Source organism: Gillisia sp. CAL575 (assembly GCF_000403785.1).
GTDB lineage: Bacteria > Bacteroidota > Bacteroidia > Flavobacteriales > Flavobacteriaceae > Gillisia.
Window position 1 is genome coordinate 47,894 of the sequence record NZ_APHJ01000027.1, and the last position, 17,687, is coordinate 65,580.

At 33.8% G+C, this 17,687-nt stretch carries 18 protein-coding genes; 11 read left to right on the top strand and 7 right to left on the bottom strand.

From position 1 onward, the window contains the following. Positions 1-164 precede the first annotated feature (164 nt). The 3 genes from yaaA to I130_RS09970 all read right to left on the bottom strand — a co-directional run bounded on the left by yaaA (position 165) and on the right by I130_RS09970 (position 2,928). Positions 165-926, bottom strand: a complete 762-nt coding sequence (gene yaaA / locus I130_RS09960) for a peroxide stress protein YaaA (protein WP_034922447.1) — start codon at positions 924-926, stop codon at positions 165-167. Between the two features lie 321 nt (positions 927-1,247). Then, positions 1,248-2,309 (bottom strand): RluA family pseudouridine synthase, encoded by a 1,062-nt coding sequence (locus I130_RS09965; protein WP_034922450.1) that lies wholly within the window; start codon positions 2,307-2,309, stop codon positions 1,248-1,250. Then, entirely contained in the window at positions 2,296-2,928 is a 633-nt protein-coding gene (locus tag I130_RS09970; RefSeq protein ID WP_034922453.1) for a PASTA domain-containing protein, read from the bottom strand. The genes I130_RS09965 and I130_RS09970 overlap by 14 nt, the downstream gene beginning before the upstream one ends. Before the next feature lie 101 nt (positions 2,929-3,029). Between I130_RS09970 and I130_RS09975 the strand changes: the two genes are divergently transcribed. Both I130_RS09975 and coaD read left to right on the top strand, forming a co-directional pair. Next, the gene (locus I130_RS09975) at positions 3,030-4,010 is read left to right on the top strand and encodes a D-alanine--D-alanine ligase (RefSeq protein ID WP_034922456.1); all 981 of its coding nucleotides are present in this window, start codon (positions 3,030-3,032) and stop codon (positions 4,008-4,010) included. A 53-nt stretch (positions 4,011-4,063) separates the two neighbouring features. Next, on the top strand, positions 4,064-4,513 hold the full coding sequence (gene coaD / locus I130_RS09980; RefSeq protein WP_034922459.1) for a pantetheine-phosphate adenylyltransferase: 450 nt from the start codon (positions 4,064-4,066) through the stop codon (positions 4,511-4,513). A gap of 326 nt (positions 4,514-4,839) precedes the next feature. On the opposite strand, the gene I130_RS09985 is transcribed toward coaD, so the two are convergent. Continuing rightward, positions 4,840-7,134, bottom strand: coding sequence for a TonB-dependent receptor (locus I130_RS09985; protein WP_034922461.1), 2,295 nt, complete (start codon positions 7,132-7,134; stop codon positions 4,840-4,842). Between the two features lie 11 nt (positions 7,135-7,145). Next, the gene (locus tag I130_RS09990; protein ID WP_034922464.1) at positions 7,146-8,429 is read right to left on the bottom strand and encodes a PQQ-dependent sugar dehydrogenase; all 1,284 of its coding nucleotides are present in this window, start codon (positions 8,427-8,429) and stop codon (positions 7,146-7,148) included. Between the two features lie 167 nt (positions 8,430-8,596). On the opposite strand from I130_RS09990, the gene I130_RS09995 reads away from it, so the two are divergent. After that, the gene (locus I130_RS09995; protein ID WP_034922656.1) at positions 8,597-10,348 is read left to right on the top strand and encodes a M14 family metallopeptidase; all 1,752 of its coding nucleotides are present in this window, start codon (positions 8,597-8,599) and stop codon (positions 10,346-10,348) included. Here the strand turns inward: I130_RS09995 and I130_RS10000 are convergent. Further along, positions 10,316-10,939, bottom strand: a complete 624-nt coding sequence (locus I130_RS10000) for an NUDIX hydrolase (RefSeq protein WP_034922468.1) — start codon at positions 10,937-10,939, stop codon at positions 10,316-10,318. The two genes, I130_RS09995 and I130_RS10000, sit on opposite strands and share 33 nt — an antisense overlap. A 7-nt stretch (positions 10,940-10,946) precedes the next feature. Here I130_RS10000 and pyrE point away from each other — a divergent pair, with 7 nt between their 5' ends. Both pyrE and I130_RS10010 read left to right on the top strand, forming a co-directional pair. Continuing rightward, positions 10,947-11,588, top strand: a complete 642-nt coding sequence (gene pyrE / locus I130_RS10005) for an orotate phosphoribosyltransferase (RefSeq protein ID WP_034922470.1) — start codon at positions 10,947-10,949, stop codon at positions 11,586-11,588. A gap of 1 nt (position 11,589) precedes the next feature. Continuing rightward, positions 11,590-11,979, top strand: a complete 390-nt coding sequence (locus tag I130_RS10010; RefSeq protein ID WP_034922472.1) for a hypothetical protein — start codon at positions 11,590-11,592, stop codon at positions 11,977-11,979. Here I130_RS10010 and I130_RS10015 read toward each other — a convergent pair. Continuing rightward, entirely contained in the window at positions 11,976-12,707 is a 732-nt protein-coding gene (locus tag I130_RS10015; protein ID WP_034922474.1) for a biotin--[acetyl-CoA-carboxylase] ligase, read from the bottom strand. The two genes, I130_RS10010 and I130_RS10015, sit on opposite strands and share 4 nt — an antisense overlap. 94 nt (positions 12,708-12,801) lie before the next feature. On the opposite strand from I130_RS10015, the gene rsfS reads away from it, so the two are divergent. From rsfS to I130_RS10045, 6 genes are all read left to right on the top strand, one after another. Continuing rightward, positions 12,802-13,173, top strand: a complete 372-nt coding sequence (gene rsfS / locus I130_RS10020) for a ribosome silencing factor (RefSeq protein ID WP_026837825.1) — start codon at positions 12,802-12,804, stop codon at positions 13,171-13,173. Between the two features lie 18 nt (positions 13,174-13,191). Next, entirely contained in the window at positions 13,192-15,225 is a 2,034-nt protein-coding gene (gene ftsH / locus I130_RS10025; RefSeq protein ID WP_034922476.1) for an ATP-dependent zinc metalloprotease FtsH, read from the top strand. A 101-nt stretch (positions 15,226-15,326) separates the two neighbouring features. Further along, a complete protein-coding gene (locus I130_RS10030) occupies positions 15,327-15,938 on the top strand; it encodes an LUD domain-containing protein (protein WP_034922478.1) in 612 nt (203 codons plus the stop codon). Positions 15,939-15,941: 3 nt separating this feature from the next. Next, a complete protein-coding gene (locus I130_RS10035) occupies positions 15,942-16,745 on the top strand; it encodes a phosphatidate cytidylyltransferase (RefSeq protein ID WP_034922479.1) in 804 nt (267 codons plus the stop codon). Continuing rightward, a complete protein-coding gene (locus I130_RS10040; RefSeq protein ID WP_034922481.1) occupies positions 16,735-17,388 on the top strand; it encodes a phosphatidylserine decarboxylase family protein in 654 nt (217 codons plus the stop codon). The genes I130_RS10035 and I130_RS10040 overlap by 11 nt, the downstream gene beginning before the upstream one ends. Positions 17,389-17,398: 10 nt before the next feature. Beyond that, positions 17,399-17,665, top strand: a complete 267-nt coding sequence (locus I130_RS10045; protein ID WP_034922483.1) for an acyl-CoA-binding protein — start codon at positions 17,399-17,401, stop codon at positions 17,663-17,665. Positions 17,666-17,687 lie beyond the last annotated feature (22 nt).

Consider the following 17,687-nt stretch of genomic DNA (forward strand, 5'->3'; position numbering starts at 1 on the left):
TTTGGATATTATAATTTTATGTTCTGAAAGTTATTAAATAAAATAGGTACGCAGCAAGGAAGAACCTCGATTAAAAGAAAGAATTAACAAAAAAAGCTACCAATCTGGTAGCTTTTTGAGTATTCAAAAAAATAGGCCTCATTAATTGATATATCCTGATTATATCATCTTATAAATACTAATTCCGTATTGTTTGAAGATTCCGCTTCACTGAATTTATAACCATCATAGTCAAAACCCTTAAGTTCCTCGACAGTTTCAACTTCCTTATCCACAATAAACCGAACCATGGATCCTCTAGCTTTCTTAGCAAAGAAGCTTACTATTTTAAGTTTCCCTTTGCTGAAGTCTTTAAAAACCGGTGTAATTATCCTAGCCTTTAGCTTTTTGCTGTCTACTGCTTTAAAATACTCGTTACTAGCAAGATTTATGAAAAGCTCCTCTTTTTGCATTTCTTTATTCAAGAAATCTGTTATTTTCTTTTGCCAGATTTCATAAAGATTCTTCTTAGAATAAAGTCCAACGCTGGTTCCCATTTCTAATCTATAAGGCTGGATTATGTCTAATGGTTTTAAAACACCATAAAGACCAGACAGAATCCTCAATCTCTCTTGAATAAAATCAAGTTTTTCTATAGGTAAAGAATACGCATCTAAACCCGTGTAGACATCGCCGTTAAAAGCGTACATAGCGGGTCTTGAATTTTCTTTAGTATGTTCTTCCTGAAAATCTTTATATCTCCCATAATTGAGATCTGCAAGTTTATCGCTTATATCCATGAGTTTAGAAACTTCATCTTTGGACATTCTAGACATTTTGCGATTGATCTTTATTGCAGTATCTAAAAACTGAGGTTGAGTACCACGTGAGGTGGGTAATTTAGTTTCAAAATCGAGACTTTTAGCCGGGGATAAAACAATCTTCATAAAGAGTTGATTTTTTTATTTGTAAGCGGAAATTTAATTCCTGAATTATGAACTCAAAAATAACAATCTAAGCAGAAGTTAAAAACGCTTTATCTAACTTCTTATCAATACAAGTATTGAAAGATTTTATTCTCACTTTTGGGTTTTATAAATTAGAAGTGTCGCCTTAATTTTTATCTTGATGCTTCCTAGTTAAGTACTAAAGAATCGTTTTGAGTTGCTTTTGTTGCGTGAGGGATTAAGGCGTTGTTGAAGCTCTCCCTATTTTCATCGGGAAGCGACCGCCAAAAGCCCGACCCCAATTTTTATTGGGGGCACGCCCTAAGAATCCATATAATCCTTTTGATTAATAGAATATTTACGCCATTTCTCGATACATTCCTGAATATCCTGTGGAACTTCAGAATCGAAACTCATCCATTCCTTAGTTTCAGGATGTGTAAATCCGAGAGTTTTAGCATGCAAAGCCTGTCTAGGAAGTACTTTAAAACAGTTGTCTACAAACTGTTTGTATTTAGTAAAGGTGGTTCCTTTTAAGATCTTTTCTCCTCCATAACGCTCATCGTTAAACAACGTGTGTCCAATATGTTTCATATGAACTCTAATCTGGTGAGTTCTTCCGGTTTCCAACTTACAGGAAACTAAAGTTACATAACCAAAACGCTCTAAAACCTTGAAGTGAGTTACTGCAGGTTTCCCTTGCTCCTCATGATCGTCCACATAAACAGTATTTTGCAATCTATTTTTTGGATGTCTCCCTATATTTCCTTCTATTCTGCCTTCATCTTCTTCCACATTCCCCCAAACTAAAGCGATGTACTCCCGAGAGCTGGTTTTCTTAAAGAATTGCTTAGATAAATGCGTCATCGCAGTCTCTGTCTTGGCAATCACCAACAATCCGCTAGTATCCTTATCTATCCTATGGACTAATCCTGGACGCTCGCTACTATTATTCGGTAAATTATCTATGTGGAAAATAAGAGCATTTATAAGGGTACCGCTATAGTTCCCATGGCCTGGATGCACTACCATCCCTGCCGGCTTATTGATCACCATTAAAGAATCGTCCTCGTAAACAATGTTTAGCGGAATATCTTCTGGAGTAAGTAAAAACTCGTAAGGAGGATGTTCGAACATCACTTGCACTACATCTCCCGGTTTCACCTTGTAATTAGATTTTACTGGCGTGGTATTTACATAAATATTACCATCTTTGGCTGCTTTCTGAATTTTACTTCTCGTGGCATTCTCAATATAGTTCATAAGGTATTTATCTACCCTAAGTGGCTGTTGGCCTTTATCTGCAGTAAATTTATGGTGTTCGTAAAGATCGTCGTCTTGAGTGTCTTCCAGTTCTGGACCTATTAATTTAGAATTCGTCATTGTTGTCATTATCATTTTCGATTGCATCTTCATCGATGCTATCATCTTCATTTAAATTTCCGGTATATCTTCCAGATCCATCTCCTAGAACTAAATCTATTTTGGCCGTTTTCATAAGTTCTTCTCCCGCTTGCACCAATTTTCCTTTGTGTCTTAACTCCAAAACTGCATCTTTAGCGATGTCTGGCTTATAAGTAATCGATCCAATTTCGAAACCTAATGAACGTAAAGTAGGTTCTACCTGTCTTCTCGTTCTACGTATAAGATCTGGAATCATTACTTTTCCGAATCCTGATGGATTTAAGGTGAGGTATATTTTTCTATTTTCTTTTACGAATTTTCCAGGTTGCGGCACTTGATCTATCACCGAGTATTTAGGGTAATCTGGATTAAAGTTTGCCGAATCTAAGATTTCATAACGAAGATCCAATTCATCTAAAGTTATCTCTACCCTACCCAAGGATAATTTTGCCAAATCTGGAACTTTTATGCGTTCATCCTGATTGGTAGAATGTTCTAACCATTGCATAGTTAGAAAAGCTAGCACCACAAGTGCAGCAATTGCTAAACCTATTTGAATTAAAAAGGTTTTGCTGAAGATAAATTTGAATAGGCTCATAAATTATTTATAAAAGGCAAAGATATAAAAACGCAAGGGTTTTGGTAGCACCCACTATTAGTCATATTTTTGTTAACGTAAATTAAAGCTGTTTATTTAATATGAAGAAAAGAATTGCCATTGCCATGGGAGGTTATTCCAGTGAATACAGGATCTCTATTAACAGCGGAAACGTAGTTTACAAAAATCTAGATCGTGCTATTTATGAGCCATATAGAGTTCATATTATGCAAAATGAATGGTTTGTAGTTGCAGATGATGACACTCCTTATCCAATAAATAAAAGTGATTTTACAGTAAAGATCAAGGACAAAAAAATTCAATTTGATTGTGTTTTTAATACCATCCATGGAACTCCAGGAGAAAACGGACTTTTACAAGCATATTTGGACTTGGTAGGCATCCCTCAAACCTCTTGCGGATTCTATCAAGCCGCCCTTACCTTTAATAAACGCGATCTTATTAGTGTTCTAAAACCCTACGGAATTAAAGCTGCATCTAACTATTTCCTTGATAAAGGAGATGAAGTTGAAGTGGAAGAAATTATTGCCAAAGTTGGATTACCATGCTTTGTAAAAGCTAATAAAGCTGGTAGTAGTTTTGGAATCACTAAGGTGAAAGCTGCTGAAGACTTGGAACAAGCGGTAAAAATTGCACTTAAGGAAGATGACGAAGTGATTATTGAATCGTTTTTAGATGGGACTGAAGTTTCTGTGGGGGTAATTATGTATAAAGGAAAGATTTTAGCATTGCCAGTCACCGAGATTGTTTCTGAAAATGAATTTTTCGATTATGAAGCTAAATATTTAGGAAAGTCTGAAGAGATCACCCCTGCTAGAATTACTAAAGAACAAACTAAAAAAGTCCAAAATCTGGCTGAATTGATATACTCTAAATTAAAAATGAAAGGGTTTACACGTTCAGAATTTATATTTCATAACGACGAACCTCATTTTATAGAGATGAACACTACACCGGGGCTCAGCGAAGCTAGTATTTTACCTCAACAAGCCGAAAAAGCAGAGATCAGTTTACCACAGCTTTTTGGAAGCGCTATTGAAGCTGCCTTGAAGGTTCATTAATTCTGAACTTAGTGTAATTAGCTATATTTGTTATACATCACAAACACAACTTCATGAAAAGAGCAGTTTTCCCAGGGTCTTTTGATCCCATAACTTTAGGTCATGTAGATATCTTGGACCGGTCACTACCACTTTTTGATGAAATTATTCTTGCAATTGGAACCAATTCCGATAAAAAATATATGTTCTCCTTAGAAGATAGAGTTCAGTTTTTAGAAGAAACTTTTAAAAATGAACCTAAAATAAAAGTGATGACATATAAAGGACTTACTGTAGATTTTTGTAAAAAGGAAAATGCAGCATTTATCTTACGAGGTTTAAGAAATTCTATAGATCTGGAATTCGAAAAAACCATAGGTCAAACCAATTATAAAATGTCGGGGATAGAAACCGTTTTCTTAATCTCTTCGTCTGGCAAAGGGCATATTTCCTCTAGCGTAGTACGTGACGTTCGAAAAAATGGTGGTGACTTTTCTTTTATGGTTCCAAAAGACGTTAAATAAAAAGTTTTATTTAAGAATAAGTATATGGTTCCTTTAAGATTTCTCTACTTCGCTCGAAATGACAAAAAGAAACTATTCGTGAATTCGTGGTAAATATTTATTCCAATATATAGATTCCTCCTGTCGTCGGAATGACAAAGCACAAAATGTCATCCTGAGCTTGTCGAAGGATCTCAGCGAATTAAAATATCCTATTCTAGAGACTCCTCTTCCGTCGGAATGACAAGATCAATAAATTAAAGACTTCTCGACTTCGCTCGAAGTGACAAAAGCGCAAATGTCATACTGAACCTGTCCAAGGATCTCATAAGACCCAAATCGTTTTGTTAAAAAACATAATTCAATCCAACTCCAACAAAATAATTTCTCGGGTTTCCTGGATAATAATATCGTGGAGCTGAATTACCAAAACCTACTGCATTAGGCAATACACTAGAAGCATATTTCTCGTCCAGTACATTATTTATTCCTGCAGAAACATTTGATTCGAAATTTTTAAAGATTTTAAAATCATATCGTGCTTTTATATCTACGACTTGATAATTTTCTGTATTCAAAGAATTTGCATCATTCAATAGTATTTCTCCAACCGCTAAGAGGTTGGTGTAAAACGAAAAGTTCGTTCCGTAATTTAATTCAAAGCCTGTATTTAATGTGCTTTTCGGGACTCCCGGTAACCTGTTTCCGCTAAAATCTACATCTCGATTAGTAAATTCTTCAAATTCAAAATAATTTAAAGCAGCATTCAAATAAGGTTGAATCCTGATTTTGTCATTTAAATCAAGCTTATATCTAATAGTCGCTTCAATCCCATTATGATTGGTTTTTCCTGCATTGATTCCTACATATTGATCTTCCGAGATTCTTTGAGCCACCAATAAATTTTCTATCTGAATAGAATACAAAGCAACTTCTGTATATAATTTATGGTTCAACCAATTGCCTTTAAAACCTACTTCGTAATTAATTCCAGTCTCGGGTTTTAGATCAGTATTAATTTGTCCTTCTGGAGTTAAGGTTTCTTCAACTGTTGGAGTTGAAAATCCATGACTTACAGACGAATAAATATTCTTCCCTTTTTCAATTTCATAAGTCAAGCCTATTCTTGGAGAGAAAACAGTTCTAAATCTATAATCCCCTGATTGATCTATTTCATCTTGAATAAAAAGATCCTCCAAACTATAACTAGTAGTATTTACGTTGAAACCAGTTTCCAGATTTAACTTCTTAGAAAGTTCCAAATTCAACTGCGCAAAGAAGTTAGCATAGCTCCTGTCTTGCTCATTATTACTTAAACTATTACCTAATATGCTCCCTCGATCTTCAAAATCCTGATATAAATTCTCAAAAGTTTGCATATTATACCACTCTTTGTAATATTCGGCACCAAAGCTTAATTCGGAGGCAAATTTGAAAATAGTCGTTTTAAGATTGAATTTAGTTCTAGCTCCAGTTGCTACTCGTTCTTCTTTTAAAATATTGAAAGGTCTCGGCTCATATGCATCTCGAAAATTCACAAAGATGCTAGTTAGATTTGTGAGACTGTTAGATAAGTGATGCAAATAGGAGATTCCAAGCAATCCTCTCTCATAAGATTCAAATCCTTTAGAACTTCCCCATGTAAAAGCTGCTTTTTCAGGGTCATTTAAATAGTCATTTTCATTTATAGAACTTGGAATAAAAGCTTTTAATTTGGTGAAATTTCCCAAAAAAGATAGCTTGTTTCCATTTTCAGTAAAGACATTAGCACTAATTAAACCTGATTGTCTTTTATAAGAGCCATTGTCTCTATAACCATCACTTTCCAAATCACTAAATGTTGTAAATAGAGAAGTGTTCTCTGTTCCATGAGATGCCGAGATCGTTTTTTTATTAGTATCAAAACTTCCTACTTGTAAAGAAATTCCAATTTGAGTTTTATTTATTTCAGCATTACCTGCATACATATTAATTACTCCGCCTAATCCAGCACCATACATACTCGAAGTAGGACCTTTAATAATTTCAATCGTAGAGATGGCTTCGGCATCAAAATCGTCTATGGTTAAATCTCCCTCTCCAGTGGTTAAGGGAATCCCGTTAAAATAAGCCTGAATTCTATTGGTGCTATATTGCGAGCGTGCTCCAATCCCGCGAATATTTAATTTTGTGGTATTTAAAGCTCCTTGATTTACATAAACACCAGGAACGCTATTAAAAACTTGCGCGAAATTGGAAGGATCTGTTTTTCGAATATCTCCACTAGTTAAAATACTGATTGCAGCTGGCATACTCTGTAATGATTTTGAAATCAAGGCTCCATTCACAATTACTTCGGAAAGATTCTCTCTTGAAGGAATTAATGAAATAGTTAAATTAGAATTAGAATTAGGCATTCCTTCATATTTTGCAGAAAGATATCCCAGCGCTGAAAGCTCCAACGAAAAACTATTACTGTTGACCTCTATTTCAAAAACTCCTTCAGAATCAGAAAAAACAAAAACTTCAGAATCACTTTCAAAAATTTTTACATTTTCGATAGGACTTGAAGTTGATGCGTCAATTATTTTACCTTTTACGATTTGTGCTGATACTTCCGCAAAACTAAATAGTAAAACAGAAACGAAAATAAATTTATTCAATAGTCAATTTTTTATTCCGCAGAAATTTTCCAGATCACATTAGAGTCATCATCATTTACTAATAAAGAACCATCAGGCAAGGTTGTTACACCCACAGGTCTTCCATGTACTTCTCCAGTTTCTTCATTGGCTATAAATCCTGTTAAGAAATCCTCTGGCGGCTGTGGCTGCCCATCTACGAATGGAACAAAAACAACTTTATATCCTGAAAGCGGATCCCGGTTCCAAGAACCGTGCTGACCTACAAATGCTCCGTTTTTATACTTTTCCGGGAATGCATCGTGGTTATAGAATGTAAATCCTAAAGAGGCAGTATGTGGTCCTACCGGCACATCTGGCATGATTGATTTTTCTACTAACTCGTTATGAGGATTATCTTCCCAACGAGGATCTTTAATTTGGCCAAAATAAGAATAAGGCCATCCATACCATCCTCCTTTTTTTACACTTGTAATATAATCTGGCACTAAATTGTTACCTAATTTATCTCTTTCATTAACTGCAGTCCACAATTCTCCTGTAACAGGATTCCAATCCATCCCAACTGGGTTTCTAATTCCGCTTGCATAAATCTGCTCGCCAGAACCATCAGGATTAATTTCTAATATCCCTGCTCTTCGTACTTCTTTATCCATTCCATATTCTCCAACATTACTTGCCGAACCTACAGAAATATATATTTTACTGCCATCTTCATTTGCTATTAAATTTCTTGTCCAGTGATTATTATAACCACCTGCCGGAAGATCTAAGATTTTTTCACCTTCAGTCTCTAACTTTAGCGCTCCTTCTTTATATGCATATCTATATAAACCATCTGTATTCGCGATATAGAAATACTTTCCTAAAACCAACATTCCAAAAGGCTGATTTAATCCCTCCTTAAAAGCTCCACGATGTTCAAAAATACCATCGCCATCCTTATCCCTTAATATTGTAACCCTATTGGCACTGTTTTTTGTGTTAGACTCTACCACAAATACATCGTTGTTTGGTGCTACATACGTCCAACGTGGATGTTCAAATCCATCTGCAAACATTTCAACTTTAAAACCTGCGGGTGCTTTTGGCATTTCGCCTTCTTTCCAACCTATAACTTTACTTTCTTTTTGAATTGATTTAGAATGAAAGGGTGGTGGGATCACTAACTTTCCAACAGCTGTTTCTACTGTATTTGCAGGTCGTTGCGATAGTTCATGTTTTTCTTGTTCATTAAATTCCTTTACTTCTTTCATTTGTGCACAGGAGGTTAAAGTAGCCCCGGCAAGCAGCAAACCGAACGTGATATTTCTCATAGTTTATCAATTAAAATTTAAAAATAAGATATAATTTAAATGCACTAAAATATTATGTGGGCATTAGGTTTACTTTAACTACATTCATAAAAACAAGCTCCAATATAATAGTTTTGGCTGCCGTTGCAGTTTTAACTAAGTTTATAGCGCAAAACGGATCATTTCTTATGAAGAAAATTTTTATAGTCTCCCTAATAGCTTGTGTTTTTATTTCTTGTGATCTTTCTAAATACAAACTCAACAAAGAGTATGATTTAGAGACGCTTTTCGAAAAATCTGGAGGCACACAAACTTCTACGTATTCAGAAATAATAAAATATTATGAAGAACTAGATGAGTCCTTTACCTCAATTCAGCTTGAAGAATTTGGTCAAACTGATAGCGGCGAACCACTGCATTTGGCAATTTTTAATCCTTCAGAAAATTTTAATCTTGATGAAGTTAGAGAAAATTATACCATAATTCTCATCAATAACGGAATTCACCCTGGGGAAAGCGATGGTATAGATGCCACCATGATGTTATTTAGAGATTTAGCACAGGATTCTATTACAGTGCCAAAAAACACAATAATTGCAACTATTCCAGTATATAATATAGGAGGAGCGCTAAATAGAAATTCCACTTCGAGAGTTAATCAAAATGGTCCCGAAGAATATGGTTTTAGAGGTAATGCCCGAAATTACGATCTAAATAGAGACTTTATAAAAGCCGATACAAAAAATACTAGAAGTTTTTCTGAGATCTTTCATAAAGTAAAACCAGATATTTTTGTTGACACTCATGTAAGCAATGGTGCAGATTATCAATACACTCTTACTCATCTTTTTACTCAACATAACAAACTTGGCGGCGAATTAGGAGCTTATCTTAATGACAAGATGATGCCGTCTTTAAAAGCTTCTTTATGGGAAAATGAATGGGACATTACACCTTACGTAAATGTCCATAATGAGGTACCAGAAAAAGGGTTTACGCAATTTATGGACACTCCAAGATACTCTACAGGTTATACAGCTTTATGGAACACCTTAGGATTAATGATAGAAACTCATATGCTTAAGCCTTACAAGAAAAGAGTTATGGGTACTTATAGAACCTTACGTTCTATAATAGAAATTGCTGAAAGAGATAGAGAAAAGATCAAAGATCTTAGAGCCAGAGCTCAAAGAAAATATCTAACAGAACGTTTTTATCCTGTGAATTTTAAAGTGGATAGCACAAATATTAGTAAGCTTCAATTTAAAGGATTTGAAGGTGAAGAAATCACCAGTGATGTAACTGGAAATTCTAGACTAAAATATGACAGAAAAAAGCCCTTTAAAAAAGAAGTAGATTATTATAATGATTTCATTTCTCAAGAGCAGATTGAAATTCCTAGGGCATATATTATTCCACAAGGCTGGTGGAATGTGATAGATCTTTTAAAGTCGAATAATGTGGAGATGACAGAATTTAAAAATGACACGACCATGTTTGTAGAGATCTATAATATTGAAGATTATAAAACCTTCCCAAATCCCTATGAGGGACATTACCCCCATTTTGATACTAAAATAACGTCTACAAAAGATAGTATTAAATTTAGAAAAGGAGATGTTTATATTAAAAGTTTTCAGCCTTCTGTTCGCTATTTATTAGAAACCCTAGAACCAACGACTCCTGATTCTTTTTTTAATTGGAATTTCTTTGATACCGTTCTTCAACGAAAGGAAGGATTTTCTGCATATGTTTTTGAAGACTTAGCAAAAGAACTACTCGATAAAAATCCTGGTTTAAATGAAGAATTTCAGAAAAAGAAAAAGTCAGATTTAGAATTCTCCAAAGATCCGTCTGCCCAATTAAACTGGTTGTATACAGAATCAGGACTTATAGAAAAAGCATATTTACGCTACCCTGTCTTTAGGGTGAGTCGTTAAATATTCTTTTGGGAATAATAATTTAATGTTGGCGTAAGATTTTGTGAGTGCTTTTTGAGTCTTAGCAAAATTTTTCCATTTAGCTTTTTTAATTCCCTCTGCTTGCTCAGGAATTAATTCTCCTGTAAAAGATGTTTTCATCTCATACCAATGAGTCACTTTTAATCTATATTTATCTTTACGTTTAAAAATATGATAGGTTTTCCTTATAAATCTAACTATTTCAAGATCCTGTACCCCAGTTTCTTCCATCACTTCTCTAATTGCAGATTCTTCTAGACTTTCAGATTTCTCTGTCTTTCCTTTTGGCAAATCCCATCGCTTGTTTCGATAGATAAATAAAATCTCCTTATTATCGTTAAAAACCATTCCTCCAGCTGCTGTAACCACGGGTAGTTTTTTTAGAAGATGTTTAAAAAGCTTCTCCTCATTTTTATGATAAAGATTTACATATAGTAGTTCTCCATCAATTATTTTTTGAATAATTTGCTTCAGCTTAACCTTTTTAATAGGAAAGGCACTATAATTTTCACCTATTTCTTTCTTAGTTGAAAGAATAATAGGGATATCATTTACAAAAACTTTATACATTTGCAGTATGATTTTAAATAAAGAGACAGCAATTAAAACAGCTGAATTGCTGTTGCAAATTAAAGCAATTAAATTAGAACCGCAAGAACCTTTTACTTGGGCCAGTGGTTGGAAATCGCCAATCTATTGTGATAATAGAATAATTCTTTCCTACCCTACTATCAGGAATTACATAAGAGAACAATTTGCTAGACAAATAGAAGATCTTTATGGAAAGCCAGATGTGATAGCCGGAGTTGCTACAGGAGCCATAGGTATTGGTATGTTAGTAGCCGAGTATATGAATCTTCCTTTTGTATATGTTAGACCGGAAGCTAAAGGTCATGGCCGAAAGAATCAAATAGAAGGGCGTTTAGAGAAGGGACAAAATGTGGTGGTGATTGAAGACCTTATTAGTACCGGCGGAAGCAGTATTAATGCTGTAAAAGCATTAAAAGAAGCTAATGTTAACATAAAAGGTTTACTAGCCATCTTTACGTATGGCTTCGATATTGCTACAGAAAATTTTAAAGAAGCAAAGGTAGATTTACATACCTTGGGGAATTATGAGCACTTAATAGAAACTGCTTTAAAAACAAATTACATTAATGCCGATGAGGCAGAAACATTAAAAACCTGGAGACAAGATCCCAGTAAATGGAACCAATAATATGAACTTAGAAAGTCCAAAAGTTACCACAAATAAGAGTCAGCAAGAATTATATAATTTTCTAACTGAAGTAGAGAATTACAAACAATTAATGCCAGACAGTATAGAAAAATTTGAAGTTACCAAGCCAAATACATTCCTTTTCGGTTTAAAAGGAATGCCAGAAATAGAATTGGCGATAAAGGAAACTGTAGAACCAGAATTAGTTGTTTTGGGGTCTACATCAGACAAATTTAATTTTTCATTAAATATTATTATCGAACAAAATGGAGATAATAGTGATGCACAACTATTGTTTGATGGAAAATTCAATGCTATGGTGGCAATGATGGCAAAGGGACCTTTAAAAAAATTCATCAATACTCTTAGCGAAAATTTAGCTACTCTTTAAAAGAGTAATTTAAGTTCTTTAAGATCAAAAGTTCGTATTTCTTCATCTTCAACTTTTAATTTAAGAAGACCAGAATGGTCAACCCCTAAGATAATACCCACAATGAAGCTTCCATCTTTTAATTGAAAGGTGGAAGCTTTATTTCTTCTGAATAAACCAGCTTCATAATCTTCATGAACATTTTTAAAAAAAGAATTATCGTTGGATAGTATCATATCATCAAGTTTTTCTAAGATCATAGATAGAACTTCATCTATAGAATAAATAGTTCCGGTAAGATTTTTAATAGAGGCTGCTTTGGGAAGATCTGGGAAATGAACCTGATTAATGTTGAGCCCAATCCCAATAATACTAGCAATTATAACATTATTTTGTAGTATATTTTCAATGAGCACGCCACCTATTTTATAGTTATCTGCCATAATGTCGTTAGGCCATTTCAACTTTAAATTGTTAATTTTTATAAGCTTTAACGCCTTTATTATTTGCAAACCCACAGCTGCACTAATCAAGAATTGGTCGCTTATTGCAATACATGGTTTGGGATAAATAACACTAAATGTGAGGTTTTCTCCCGCATTAGAAACCCATTTTGCTCCACGTTGACCTCGCCCAGAAGTTTGATCGCTGGCAACAATACAAATTGGGGAATTATTTCTGTTAGTATTAAACCATTCTCTCGCCAAAGAATTAGTAGACTCAGTGGCATCAACTTTGATAATATGCATATATAAATGTAGTTAAGAATGGTGTTAAATGTTTATTGTAACAGACCATTAAAAAGACTAAAAAGTAATAACTTTGCGTAAAGAAATAAATTTAATGGCAAAAAAAGAAACGAACAACGATCAACTTATTGCTCATATCATAAAAGGAATAGAAGAAGTTAAAGGAAATGATATTGATATTCTTGACTTAAGGGAAATTGAAAACACTGTTTGTGATTATTTCATTATCTGTAATGGTACTTCGAATACACAGGTAAACGCCATTGTAAGCTCCGTACAAAAAACCGTAAGCAAATCTCTAAAAGACAAACCTTGGCATATAGAAGGAAGTGATAACGCCGAGTGGATCTTAATGGATTATGTAAATGTGGTAGTTCATGTATTCCAGAAACATATTAGAGAATATTACGATATTGAGAGTTTATGGGGAGATGCTAAAGTGACCTCGATCGAAACAAAGTATTAAAAAACTAATTATAGAAGAATGTCGAAGAAACAACCAAATAAAAAAATAGAACCTAAAAAACCTAAATTTAGTGCTTACTGGATTTATGGGGCTATTATTATTATATTTTTAGGTATCAATTTTTTTGGTGGATCAGGGTTCAATGAACCAACAAAAACAAATCCTGCGGAGTTTGAAAGCTACTTAAAGGATGGTGATGTTAAAAAAGTAGTAATTGTAAATAGAAATCAGGCTAAGGTTTATTTAACTGAAGAAGCTAAAGCTAAGGATATTCATAAAAAATCTGAAGATGGCGAATTGTTTGCCACTGGTGATTCACCAGATTATAGTTTTGAATTTGGAGATCTTCAGAATTTCGAAAACAAAATTCAAGAGGTTAAAGCTGAGAATAATTTAGACACTTTTGTGACATATAACACAGAATCTAATGTATTTGGGGAGATCATTCTAACTTTATTACCATTTGTTCTTATTATAGGGATTTGGATCTTTATAATGAAAAAAATGAGCTCTGGTGGTGGAGGTGGCCCTGGAGGACAGATCTTTAACATTGGAAAATCTAAAGCAAAATTATTTGATCAGAATACAGATGTAAAAACATCATTTAAAGATGTTGCAGGATTAGAGGGTGCCAAAGAAGAAATACAAGAAATTGTAGACTTTTTGAAAACTCCTGAGAAATATACATCTTTAGGTGGTAAGATTCCAAAAGGCGCCCTTTTAGTAGGACCTCCGGGAACTGGTAAAACCTTGTTAGCAAAAGCAGTTGCTGGAGAAGCTAAAGTGCCTTTCTTCTCTTTATCTGGGTCAGATTTCGTGGAAATGTTTGTTGGTGTAGGTGCTTCTAGAGTGCGTGATCTTTTTAAACAAGCAAAAGAAAAATCTCCATCTATCATATTTATAGATGAGATTGATGCGATTGGTAGAGCCAGAGGAAAGAATAACATGTCTGGATCTAATGATGAACGTGAAAACACTTTGAATCAGTTATTAACTGAAATGGATGGTTTTGGAACAAACACCAATGTAATTGTTATTGCTGCAACCAACCGTGCAGATGTTTTGGACAAAGCATTAATGAGAGCTGGTCGTTTTGACCGTCAGATTTATGTTGATTTACCAGATGTTAGAGAGCGTAAAGAAATATTTGAAGTTCACCTTCGCCCTATTAAAAAGGTGGCAGATGAGTTAGATATTGAGTTTCTTGCTAAACAAACTCCTGGTTTCTCTGGAGCAGATATTGCAAATGTTTGTAACGAAGCAGCTTTGATTGCTGCAAGAAAAGGAAATAAGGCAGTTGGAAAACAAGATTTCCTTGATGCCGTTGATAGAATTGTAGGTGGACTTGAGAAGAAAAACAAGATCATTACTCCAGATGAGAAAAGAGCAATTGCTTATCACGAAGCTGGACATGCAACTGCAAGTTGGATGCTAGAACATGCCGCTCCATTAGTAAAGGTTACTATAGTTCCAAGAGGACAATCCTTAGGTGCAGCATGGTACTTACCAGAAGAAAGGTTAATTGTGCATCCAGAGCAAATGTTAGATGAAATGTGTGCTGCTTTAGGTGGTAGAGCTGCTGAAAAGGTTATTTTTAATAGAATTTCTACAGGCGCGTTGAGTGATTTAGAAAAAGTTACTAAGCAAGCTAGAGCAATGGTTACTATCTATGGTTTAAATGATAAAATAGGAAACTTAACTTTCTATGACTCTTCAGGACAAAGTGAATATAACTTCACCAAGCCATATAGTGAGAAAACCTCTGAATTAATTGATAAGGAAGTTTCTAATTTAATTGAAACACAGTATCAAAGAGCTATAGATCTACTTGAAGCTAATAAAGATAAACTGTCTCAACTAGCAAATATTTTATTAGAAAAAGAAGTGATTTTTAAAGATGATCTTCAAAAGATATTTGGAAACAGACCATTCCCTGAAAAAGAAGAAGTTCCATTAATTGCTAAAAAAGCGGAATCTATTGCTGAAACCTCTGAAGAAAGTAAATCTGAAGACAGCGAAATTGAAGAACAAGAATCTTCGATAAATAAATAATAATAATATAATCCTTCGTAAAAAATCTTAATTTAGCTTAGTGTTAAATTAAGATTTTTTACCTTTGATTGAAAGGTGATATAAAACCACGAATTCTCAATATGAGTCTATTTAGAAAATTCTTAAATCCTAAATCTAAATCAGACAAAGGTCAGAACGTTTCAGACAACTCTGACCGTGGCAAGTATATGCCAGATGTTAAATTACCAACCGATGAGCGATTCATGCTCAACTTCAAAAATAATGGTGGTAAATTTCTCTACTGTGAAAATGAAGAAGAGGTCACAGAAGCCTTTGATAATATCTTATTAGAAAATGATTGGTATGAACAACCCACTTGTTGTTTTGATTCCAATTTAAAGGAAAGGTTCGATAAATTTAATTTAGAATTCAATAAATCAGGTGATTCTGCTTTTTTTCTTTCAACTTGCGAATATTTAATTGCAAATGATGGTTCTATTTTAATTTCATCCAATCAGATAAAGGAGAAAAGATTTAATGAACTTCCCCAAAATTTTATAATTTTAGCCTCTACAAGTCAGCTAGTTGATAACATCGGAGAAGGCTTACGAGGTATTAAATTTAACAACAAAGAGAGGATCCCTTCTAACATTACCACTATAAAAAGTTTTGAAACTCAGAAAGAAGGAAATTTTATGAGTTATGGAAGTAGCACAAAAAACCTATATTTGATGCTTCTGGAAGATTTATAAAATATGAGGGAAACTATTATTAGGGCAATTTCTGGATTACTATACGTATCCATTTTAGTAGCGTCAATTCTATCTTCAGAATTGATCTTTATTGGCCTTTTCTTTCTTATAGGTTTTGTTTGTTTATTGGAACTAGAGAAACTTTTAAGATTAAAAAGCTATGCTCTTTATGGAGTACATATTATCTTATTTTTTCTTTTCAGCTATCTCAAATTCAATTCCAATGCAACTTTATTACTATTAGTTATCACCATTTTTGTGAATTTGTTTTTAGTAAAGGACTTGCTTTTTATCAGGACTATTCCCGTATTTGAGAAGAAAAAATACATTATTCTCATATTCTATTTAATCTCCTCTATCATATTTCTTACTTTAATTCCTACTTATTCTGGTACTTTTAATCCAGATTTAATTGTGGGAGTCTTTGTACTTATTTGGACAAATGATACTTTTGCATATTTAGTAGGAAAGAATTTCGGTAAAAATAAACTTTACGAAAAAATTTCTCCAAACAAAACTATTGAAGGATTCCTAGGCGGAATGGTATTTAATTGTATTGCTGGATATTTCTTATTCTATTTTACCCGTTATCTGAATGTTGAATTCTGGTTGGGATTAGCTATTTTATTGAGTATTTTTGGTACTCTGGGAGATCTTATTCAGTCCAAATTTAAACGCCAGGCTGGAGTAAAAGATAGCGGAAAGTTAATGCCAGGTCACGGTGGATTATTTGATAGGTTGGATAGCATTATATTTTCCAGTCCTTTTGTTTATGCTTATTTACTAATAATAAACTATGTTTCATAAAGAAGGTTATAAGATCATGATTTTTACCGCAATTTTATTAATTGCAGTGAACGTAATATCCTATTTAAACGTTAATGTTTACTGGGTGAAATTTTCTATCCTTGCGGTTAGTATCTTACTCTTTTTATTAATTGTACAATTCTTTAGAAATCCTAAAAGACCTACTCAGTTAAATGATGCGACTGTGGTTTCTCCTGTAGACGGGAAAGTTGTGGTGATTGAAGAAGTAATGGAGAACGAATATTTTAAAGATAAACGTTTACAGGTTTCTATATTTATGTCTCCTATAAATGTTCACGTAACCAGACATCCAATTGGTGGATTAGTAAAATTAAGCAAATATCATCCTGGAAAATTCTTGGTTGCATGGCATCCTAAATCCAGTGAAGAAAATGAGCGAACTACTGTTGTAGTAGAGAATAGTGTGGCTGGAGAAGTGCTTTACAGACAAATTGCAGGAGCTTTAGCAAAACGAATAGTGAATTATGCTGTTGAAGGTCAAGAAGTGATCCAAGGAAGCGATAGTGGATTTATAAAGTTTGGGTCTCGCGTAGATGTATTTTTACCAATTGGCACTAAGATCAATGTTAAATTGAACGAAAAAGTTAAGGGTGGAATCAGCGTTATTGCCAATCTAGATTAATAAAATTAAAATGCTAAGTTCTTCAGATCAGAAATTTTTAAAAGCTTACGAAATGGCAAGCAATACCTGTTTGAAATTTCCGCCAGATATTATGCTACATTTTTACGCTTACTATAAGCGAGCAACAACTTTAAATGGATTCTACACCACTAAAGATGAAGAGGATGTAAGAAGTGGCTTTAAAGCGAATGCACTTATACAAGTAAAGCAACTTTCACAAGTAGAAGCCAAACAGAAATATATAGAAATGGTTGAAAAACATATTGGGCAAATATAACTACTTACCCAATGATCATTAT